This window comes from Anabaena subtropica FACHB-260 (assembly GCF_014697105.1).
Classification (GTDB): Bacteria; Cyanobacteriota; Cyanobacteriia; order Cyanobacteriales; family Nostocaceae; genus Trichormus; species Trichormus subtropicus.
Window position 1 is genome coordinate 1 of sequence record NZ_JACJRF010000083.1, and the last position, 9,361, is coordinate 9,361.

Below are 9,361 nucleotides of genomic sequence, written 5' to 3' on the forward strand. Positions count from 1 at the left end.
TTAGATTGTTAGTTTATTATCTTAAACATCGTTGTATTCCAATGCCGAGGCTTTGCCCCCCTGAGAATATGGCGATCGCATAATTCATATTGTGATTCAGCAACGCCGGGGTTAGAGTGGTATACTTCATTCACCTAAAAAATGCTGTAAATTTAGTGGTTAAACAAGTTTATGGTTGCCAAGATCCAAGAATTAGATGCCCAGCATTGGGTAAAGACTCGCTCTTCCCTTGACCCTAATCAATCTACATTCCTCACATGGACAGGTAAAATCTACGCCTTGATTCCAGGGGAAAAAAGAAAACTGCTATTTAAAATGGTCGGAGTCAGCGTCAGCCGATGTCTTCCTACAGATGATGGTGGCTGGGATTTTACATCTAGGGAACTAACATATTACTTAAACCCAGAAAATGACGAGATTTTAAGTAAATGGGAAAATCCTTGGACGGGTGAAACAGTAGCAGTTCTTCACGTTGCTAATAATCCCGTACAAGGACATTTTAAAGGCAAATTCCCAGCTCAAGTAGAAGGAGACACGACAACTTTTGTCTTTGATATTTTTCCCACATATCCCAATCCCCTAGCAGAAGATGCAAAATTTGCCGAATATAGTCCCTATCCAATTTATCAAGCAGCAGAATTATTTAAAATCACAGTCCCAACCGCAGACTTATTCAACGCAGAACTTCCTGAAGTGTCTCAATTAAGACTCAGTTGGGATAGAATTGGACAATGGTTGCCTTGGATGAAAATGGGCGATCGCACTGGTAATCTCATCTATAGTGCTTTTGGCAGTAAAGTTAACGGTGTCACAGAATTACCCGAATTACTGCAAAATGAAATTAATACTCGCATTCCCTTATATAAACAAGCCCCAAAAGCCTTTTCCGATGGCGAAGATATGACATCTTGGCTATACTTCCAAAAGCATTTTCATTCTTACCTAGCTGGTGAAATCTTTCCCCTTCCCGCAGCCGAAGAAGTTTGAAACCTGATACCTGTGAGTGTCGCTCAAGTAACCTTCTTCAAGTTTAATTAAGTAATCAAGTAGGCTAAACCAATGATTATGAAATATCTTGAAGGGAAAGTGGCATTAGTCACAGGTGCTACAAGGGGTCTAGGTAAAGGAATTGCTGTTGGACTAGGTGAAGCTGGTGCAATCGTCTACATTACCGGACGGAGACTCAATAGTAACTCCAGTGATGATGTCTCAGGTAGTCTTAATGACACGAAAGCAGCCGTTGAGGACGCAGGCGGGGTTTGTATTCCTGTACAAGTAGACCATAGCAATGATGAGCAGGTGCGTTTACTCTTTGAACGTATCCAAAATGAGCAAAATGGACAGCTTGACTTGTTGGTCAATAATGCTTACTCAGGAGTCCAAGCATTAACAAATTCTCAGGGAAAACCCTTTTGGAATTGCGATCTGAGTCTTTGGGATGCTTGTAACAATGTTGGTTTGCGTAGCCATTATATTGCAAGTGTTTATGCTGCTCAAATGATGGCTAAACGTAAGCAAGGACTGATTTGTACAATTTCCTCTTGGGGGGGGATGTCTTATCTATTTGGTGCGGCTTATGGTGCAGGTAAAGCCGGATGCGATCGCCTAGCTGCTGATATGTCTGTGGAGTTACAGCCTTATAATGTCACATCTGTATCTATCTGGCCGGGTATCGTTGGGACTGAACTATTTTCCCGTCTCGCTTCACAAATGGCAGAGGAAAATATCACTGATGGAAAAACTTCCGCGATCGCCGGGCGTTATAATTGGGAAACTCCCTTACTTACAGGAAGGGTTATAGCTAAACTGGCTTCTGAGCCAAACGTGATTCATCGTACAGGACGTGTACAAATCGTTGCGGAATTAGCTAAACAATACGGTCTTGTAGATCAGGATGGTAATTTACCAGTGTCGCTACGCTCTCTACGTTTTCTCATACCAATGGCTTTACCCGGATTGAGAGAGTATTCATGGCTCATACCTGATCTGAAAGTACCTTGGTCACTACTATTACTAAGTTTACTTAAATCACCCAAGATTTAATACTTTACCAGCAATTGTTGTAGATTTAGGGTCATTGTGCTGCATTGCGACTAGTAGATGAGAACTTCTGACAATACAAAATGCCATAATTCTACTTACTCAGAGCCAATACATTATCAGCAACTAACCAGAGGTTGGCTACAGCATATTTAACGACAATTGAAGTTTGATTAGCATTACATGAACTTTTCACATTGATAGTTCTAGTATGATCTTTAATCAACTTAGCTTGATATGTGTACAAAGAATTAGCTCCTTGTTCAAAACTTAGCTCTCCCAACATTGTATTGTTATCTAAACTTTGCTCTATAATCTTGCCTGAAACTTTATATTTAAACCAGTTCCATCCATGATTTAACATTATATCTCTCTCCAAAACTTGAATAGCAGGCGGTAAAATTCCCCAACCTCTATAAACTTTTCTCAAATTTTGAATATCTCCACTGCGCTTTAATATTGAAAGAAAAGAATCCTGATCTAAAAGTCCATAATATCTACCTTCTGGTAAATCTATAGCGGTGGGTGCGAAGCGATGTCCACCAATGTGTGTTGATTGCCAAATTCGCACATTTTCCAACTTTAAATCAGAGATAGTAGCTTGAGCATGGAAATAAAAAGAATTACCATATCTAGCACAACACTTATCATAGCTGCCGTGGGTACAAACTAAAATATCTCTAGTTATATCCGTTTCTATTTTAAAATCTGGTCGTTTACCCCATAGCCATTTTTTCACTACAGCAGCTACTTCTCCAATATGTGAAAGTTTAAACTCGTGTTTAACGTATCCACCACTTAAACCTTCTTGTTTTTGATAAATTAAAAGCGTTGTAGACTCTGCTTTATAGGTAAAATCATTAGCAATTAAAAGAAATCTGATCGGTAATTTAGCTTTATATACTTCTTCCACCAAAAGCTGTAAATTATTCGGAACCCACTTAGAACTAAAAGCGTTTGCTAACCAGGGTTGAGGACACTCAACAAGAACATAGGTTTGGTAATCAGTAGCGCTACCAATAATATCTTCCCCTACTTGTCGTGTATGATCCGAACAAAAAAAGTTACTCATTGGTCTATATTAATTGACTTTTCTCATGGATAAAGTGACAAAAATATGATTGCGTTCCGGGCTACAAGTTTCCCATCTCACAAACTTAAAAGCAATTATTTCTATTTACTGGCTAACTCCAGGTAGCCACTTTATAACATTATTTTCTGTCAGCGTCCTCCCTATTAAGAATAATTCTATATAAAATATCAATAATTTTTTGGTCATATCCGGTCAAATAGTCTGAATGTTGAGCTTGTCTGTACTTTGAGTTAGCATTCATGGACTAAAATTTCGATTAAATTGTCATATTCAGCAGCAAAAACATCAGTATTTTTAACTAAGAAAGCAATTTTGTTACATTTAAGAAAAAGATGTAATTAATGATAAAAAAAATATAAAAATTAAACATTTTTCTTATCAGTGAATTCCCAGAATATTTTAGGTACTTACTGATACCATCAATATTTTTATGTTTACTCTTATCATCTAGACATAATCCGTTGATGACAAAATCATCTTTCGACTTTTCTCTCCAAGGACTAAATCGAGCATAAACAAAAATCGCTATTATTGCAAATTTTTGTCAATATAAAAATAAAAATATAAATAAGCTCATAGTCGGAGAAGGCACATTATTAACCATCCCATATTTAGCAACCTAAAATTTAATTAAAAATCTATTATTTAAATTTGGTTTGCCTATGATTTAACAGCGTGAATTACAGGCAACATATCCAAAAACTGCACTTTTTATAAAGTTTAGACTTAATCATCTAGGGATTAAGTTTACGCTTATTTTTTGAAATGTGAGCGTTGAGGAGCAATTACTTAGATACTTACCTATATTGAATCTAACCTAAAGTAAGAATAAATGCAAGTTTTTATTATTATTGACGATGAATTCTGGATTTCTGAATGGCTAAACAGTTGACTACACAAGTTTCATAGCTATTTATATCTCAATAAGCCTGTGTTTTAGCTTAACTAAAAGAGTAAGCTAATCTATAATTATTATCAATAGATGGAATAATTTACATATAGGTCAAACTTATAGAAAAGCAAAAATTTCCTGGTGGTATTTTAGACTTAACCTGGTACTGGTTTCTAATGGAAAGACAATGACATTAACCTTAGCGCTTGATTTTGGCGGAACGAAGTTAGCAGCAGCATTGGTAAATTCCGGTTCTAGGGAATGGTTGCGCTATGAACGGTGCTTTTCTCCAATTGATGGTGATGCTAAGACAGACTTGGAAATCATGCGATCGCTCATTCATTCCCTACTCCAAGGTACATCTCCTTCCGCCATTGGTGTTAGCTTCGGCGGCCCTGTAGACGCAAGCACTGGAACTGTCAGACTATCTCATCATGTCTCTGGCTGGGAAAATATTCCTCTGAAAGACTTACTGGAAAAAGAATTTGGCGTGCCTACCAGTGTAGATAACGATGCCAACGTTGCAGCTTTAGGTGAATACCACTTTGGTGCAGGTCAGGGATACAATAGCTTATTTTACATTACCATCAGTACTGGGGTGGGTGGTGGTTGGATACTCAACGGTCAATCTTGGCGGGGTGCAGGTGGGATGGCTGGTGAGATTGGACACATAGTTGTAGATCCCACTGGGCCTATATGTTTGTGTAGTAAGCGAGGGTGTGTGGAACGTTTCACATCAGGCCCTTACATGGCGCAAAATGCCAAGGAAATTTTACAAAGCCAGCAAGAATATCGAGGCGGTGAGGTACTCAGAAAATTAGTAGGAAATAATTTAAACTCCCTCACAGGTCAGATAATCAGTGAAGCAGCGAAACAAGGTGATAATCTAGCTGAAGAAGTTTTGCAAAAATCTGCTTGGGCTTTGGGTGTAGGTATCGGTAACGTAGCTAATCTAATTAACCCCCAGCGTTTTATTTTAGGTGGTAGCGTTACCAAAGCTGGTGAAACATGGTGGAATACATTACAAAATACGGCAAAAAAAACAGCATTACCAGAAGTATTATTTGAAATCGTCCCCGCCACATTAGGAGACGACGCACCATTATGGGGTGCTGTAGCTTTAGCCGAAAATCTCTGAGAAACTATGCGAGAAAACATCAAATCTTACAAAACAGAAGATTTACTTTCACTCACCTGAGTAAACGACTCAAATTCACTATTAGGTGTCCATTGAATCGCCCCATCTTGGGCTGTGACAAACACTTTAGTTGCTGTCTTACTAAGTTCAGCTAAGATTTTACTATCAACACTACCAGAAGAAGCGATCGCCATCTGTGGTTTTAGCATCATTACCAAATCTTTCAAAGACTCAGCATTACACCACAACACCTGAGGACTAGGCCAACCCCCAGCTTTCATAATTCTTTCCACTTCTTTAGGTTCTACATCCCCAACCAATAACCAACTTTGTCCTAAAACTTGCAACTGCATCATCGGTTGTTCGTTGATTAATTGCGCTACTGTAGAACCAAGATTGATGGTTTGCCCAACAGGTAAAAGTTGATAAATTCCCTGTTGTTGTTGCAATAGTTGAGGAATTGCTTGATCTGTCAGCGAATTTTTTTTATTGGTAGCGTAGGCGTAAAAATTTTTAATTTGCAGACGTTGTAGAATTTCTAACCAAGCATCATTATTATTACGTTGAAAATCAGTAGCGATCGCCCAATCAATTCGGTTCACACCTTGCTGCTGTAAAAATGGTAAAATTGTATAGCGCCCTGTACCTTCATCACCACTATTAATTAGAGTCACCGTACCTCTATCTTGGACAATCACAACAGGTTCAGCCCCAGCTTCCAATACCGTTATCCGCGATAATGTACTTGCAGAATGCCAAGCTGGAAATAGCACCAAGCTAAAAGTAATTAAACCTGCAAACCACCAGCGTTTTTGCCACCAATTGACTAACCAAACTAGCAAAATCAGTCCATAGATTGCTAATAACTGCCAAGTTGAGATACTCCCCAGAACCAGGGAATTTCCTGGTAACTGGCTAAAAAATTCTACTAACTTAATCAATAAATCACTGGGATAGTGCAGAAATATAGCTACAGCACTGCCAGCTTCTGGTAAGATTAACGCAAAGATAGCGCTAATAATTCCACCAATACTAATAATAGAAATTAACGGTGTAGTAATAATATTCAACAGCAAACTATAAGCAGGCACAACCCCAAACACAAAAAGTTGTACAGGTAGAGTCCAGATTGTAGCAGCCAAGGGAACAGAAATTAAAGAAGCGATCGCAGATGGAACCCAATTCAAGCGTTGAGTAATTGCCGGGACTGTCACAACTAAACCCAGCGTCGCTAAAAAACTCAACTGAAAACCTAAATCCCAAATCCATAAAGGATTAAAGACTAATAATAGGGTTGCGGCTAATAACAGTGAACCCAACTGTTTCACCTTCCGATTTAACGCTAAACCCACCAAAGCAGCAAAACCCATAATTACAGCCCTGAGTACAGATGGCTGAAATCCAGTTAAACTGAGAAAAATTATCAAACCCAACGCACCCAAGGTTACTTGAGTCGCCTTTTTTGCTCGCCTCGTTAACTGTAATATCACACTCAAAATCAACGATGTTTGAAAACCAGAAGCAGCCAAAGCATGGGCTAATCCTGCTTGTACAAACAAATCACGGATATCGTAAGGTAAATCAACAGCTTTGCCACCCAACACCATTGCACTGACAAGAGGCCCTTCTGGTATATCTAACCCACGCACGTGCGAGCGCACAATCTTTTCTCGAATTTGCCACCATCCCCATCGCTGTTCCTCATCCAAAATATTAATCTGTCTTCCACTCAAACCAGCAAATGCCCCTTCCTGCTGAAGAAACTTTTGAAAGTCAAAAGCACCAGGATTTGATGCAGGCTTAGGCTTATACAAAATCCCCGTCACTGCAATCTCTTGTCCAGGATGTAACCCAGTAGCCTTAAGTATTGGCACCGTCACATATAACTTACCCGCCGCCCCTTTCTGCGTTTCTTTCGTATCTTTTTGATTTTTAACTTCGTCTAATTGAGATACTTGCAACCAAAATTGTCCCCTCTGACTGCGAGTCAACCGAGGATTACTAGCTATTTTCCCGCGCACAATCACTAACTGTTCTTGATTGCTACCTTCTGACGGCACAAATTGGCTAATATCCGATACCGTCGGTTGAGGTACACGCCATTGGAGATAAAAACTTGCCAACAACCCGATCAAACCAGCAATTAACCAAACTTGTGGAAGGCTCGTAACTTGTAAATTGCTAGACGCTACATCAACTTGGTTTTTACCAGTTTCTGATTTCTGTGGAAGCCTTCGTGATTTTGCACCCCTTCTAAAAAAGACTGCACACACAATCCCTAAGACTAAAATCCATACTCCGCCCCCAGGAACTGCTGTAAATAACAATCCTAAAATGTAGCCAAGGCAGATAATTACACCACTGGTTTGAATCATACGACTTCTTGCAAAAGCACCTGAGGGCAATTTTCTTAATACTTCTCGTGAAGTATAGTCCATGAAGTTTATACAAACAAAGCCCGCTTGTGCGGGCTTCACATTATAGATGTTGTATCACCAGATCACAGAGAAATACCCAAATTAAAGCCTAGTACAGCATGGACAAATAAAATAGCGATCGCCACACTCCCTAAATAAGCATGAACCGCCCGTAAAACTTTTTTATCTCCACCAAACCCACTCAAAGAAATTCCGCCATTGATAAGCAACAGTAACAACACCAGGGAACCAGTCCAAAAGTGAGGACTTTCAAATAGTGGTTTATGCTGCATAACCAAAGACAGCACTCCACCTGTATAACCACCAGCCAAAAATAAAAACAGCAAAGGCGCTAGTTGTCGATGAGCAATTCGATTCTTAATCGCCCCATCCTTATCTGTCTCCTCCAGCAGCTTACCCCGCCAACCAGCCCAAGCAACATAACTACCCAGAATAAAAATCACAATCGCCATCATCAAAGGATGTCCCCAATGTACAATCACATCAGGAACACCCAAAGAACGAAACCAAGCTGCTATAGGTTCTAGAACTTCACTCCAATTCACCATTACCCAGACACCTCAAAACATTTATCGGATAAAAATAACAACCCTCCTAAAAACAAGAAGGGTTAAGAAATCTTACCAAGTTTTAAGAAATATTAAGCACCAGTTTCTACTACCAGTTTCTACTGTACAATTGAAGCTATTTTCAGCAAGGGGAAACCTAACTTCTCTCTTTGTTCAACATATAAATTAGCCACCTTCCGCGCCAAATGACGAATCCTAGCAATGTAGCGAGTGCGTTCAGTTACAGAAATCACCCCTCTAGCATCCAGTAAATTGAAAGTGTGCGAACACTTCATCACGTAATCCAAACTGGGTAAAACCAAACCCTTCTCCGTTAACTGAGTAGCTTCCTGCTCATACAAATTAAACAATGTCAGCAGCAACTCAGGATTAGACGCTTCAAAGTTATATGTACTCTGCTCAATCTCATTTTGTAAGAAAACATCACCATAAGTAATCTCGTCCGTCCAATGAATCTTAGTAATAGCCTCCACCTCTTGCAGATACATCGCCAATCGTTCTAAACCATAAGTAATCTCAATTGACACCGGACGGCAATCAATACCTCCACACTGCTGGAAGTAAGTAAACTGAGTAATTTCCATCCCATCTAACCACACTTCCCAACCAGTACCCCAAGCACCCACCGTCGCATCTTCCCAGTTATCTTCCACAAACCGAATATCATGGTCTTCTGGACGAACACCCAAAGCCCGCAACGAATCAAGATAAATATCCTGAATATTATCTGGAGAAGGCTTAATCAAAACTTGGTACTGATAATAATGTTGGAAACGATTAGGATTCTCTCCATAACGCCCATCTGTAGGACGACGACAAGGTTCAACATAAGCAACAGCCCAAGGTTCCGGCCCCAACGCCCTTAAAAATGTATGGGGATTTTTCGTTCCTGCACCCTTCTCGATATCATAAGGCTGGGCAATCAAACAACCCCGTTCAGCCCAGAACTGATGCAACGTAGCTATTACAGATTGAAAATTCATCCTCTACCCTCCCTTAGTCAGCAAAATTTCTACACCATTGTTGCCTGAAAAGGCTATGTGTGGGGAGATGGGAGGAGAGGAAAAAGTGGTTCCAAAATTTCTTTTGGAAAAGAGTTGACAAAGGAAGAAAGGGTAGATATATTGGATAAGTGCCTGAGAGACGGACGCCGAAAAGCGACGGTTCAGAGGGAGCCGAACCTTGAAAATA

7 protein-coding genes are annotated in these 9,361 nt (G+C 39.8%); 3 read left to right on the plus strand and 4 right to left on the minus strand.

Annotated elements, in window-relative coordinates; translation table 11 throughout:
- Positions 1–171: 171 nt before the first annotated feature.
- Together H6G18_RS24130 and H6G18_RS24135 are read left to right on the plus strand one after the other, a co-directional pair.
- A complete protein-coding gene (locus H6G18_RS24130) occupies positions 172–987 on the plus strand; it encodes a DUF1838 domain-containing protein (RefSeq protein WP_190409621.1) in 816 nt (271 codons plus the stop codon).
- Positions 988–1,065: 78 nt separating this feature from the next.
- Entirely contained in the window at positions 1,066–2,043 is a 978-nt protein-coding gene (locus tag H6G18_RS24135) for an SDR family NAD(P)-dependent oxidoreductase (protein WP_190409622.1), read from the plus strand.
- A gap of 91 nt (positions 2,044–2,134) precedes the next feature.
- Here H6G18_RS24135 and H6G18_RS24140 read toward each other — a convergent pair whose 3' ends face one another.
- Complete coding sequence (locus tag H6G18_RS24140) at positions 2,135–3,112, minus strand: sucrase ferredoxin (protein WP_190409623.1); 978 nt, start codon at positions 3,110–3,112, stop codon at positions 2,135–2,137.
- A 1,100-nt stretch (positions 3,113–4,212) separates the two neighbouring features.
- On the opposite strand from H6G18_RS24140, the gene H6G18_RS24145 reads away from it, so the two are divergent.
- Entirely contained in the window at positions 4,213–5,163 is a 951-nt protein-coding gene (locus tag H6G18_RS24145; protein ID WP_190409624.1) for an ROK family protein, read from the plus strand.
- 26 nt (positions 5,164–5,189) lie between these two features.
- Here the strand turns inward: H6G18_RS24145 and H6G18_RS24150 are convergent, their stop codons facing one another.
- The 3 genes from H6G18_RS24150 to glyQ all read right to left on the minus strand — a co-directional run bounded on the left by H6G18_RS24150 (position 5,190) and on the right by glyQ (position 9,153).
- The gene (locus H6G18_RS24150; RefSeq protein WP_242040458.1) at positions 5,190–7,538 is read right to left on the minus strand and encodes a ComEC/Rec2 family competence protein; all 2,349 of its coding nucleotides are present in this window, start codon (positions 7,536–7,538) and stop codon (positions 5,190–5,192) included.
- Positions 7,539–7,663: 125 nt separating this feature from the next.
- Positions 7,664–8,149: a DUF4079 domain-containing protein gene (locus H6G18_RS24155; RefSeq protein WP_190409626.1), complete on the minus strand. Its 486-nt coding sequence runs from the start codon at positions 8,147–8,149 to the stop codon at positions 7,664–7,666.
- Between the two features lie 119 nt (positions 8,150–8,268).
- Positions 8,269–9,153, minus strand: coding sequence for a glycine--tRNA ligase subunit alpha (gene glyQ / locus H6G18_RS24160; protein ID WP_190409627.1), 885 nt, complete (start codon positions 9,151–9,153; stop codon positions 8,269–8,271).
- Positions 9,154–9,361 lie beyond the last annotated feature (208 nt).

Coding starts and splice junctions, on each gene's coding strand:
- H6G18_RS24140 (WP_190409623.1), bottom strand. CDS start 3,112: ATGAGTAACTTTTTTTGTTCGGATCATACACGACAAGTAGGGGAAGAT.
- H6G18_RS24155 (WP_190409626.1), bottom strand. CDS start 8,149: ATGGTGAATTGGAGTGAAGTTCTAGAACCTATAGCAGCTTGGTTTCGT.
- H6G18_RS24150 (WP_242040458.1), bottom strand. CDS start 7,538: ATGATTCAAACCAGTGGTGTAATTATCTGCCTTGGCTACATTTTAGGA.
- H6G18_RS24145 (WP_190409624.1), top strand. CDS start 4,213: ATGACATTAACCTTAGCGCTTGATTTTGGCGGAACGAAGTTAGCAGCA.
- H6G18_RS24130 (WP_190409621.1), top strand. CDS start 172: ATGGTTGCCAAGATCCAAGAATTAGATGCCCAGCATTGGGTAAAGACT.
- glyQ (WP_190409627.1), bottom strand. CDS start 9,153: ATGAATTTTCAATCTGTAATAGCTACGTTGCATCAGTTCTGGGCTGAA.
- H6G18_RS24135 (WP_190409622.1), top strand. CDS start 1,066: ATGAAATATCTTGAAGGGAAAGTGGCATTAGTCACAGGTGCTACAAGG.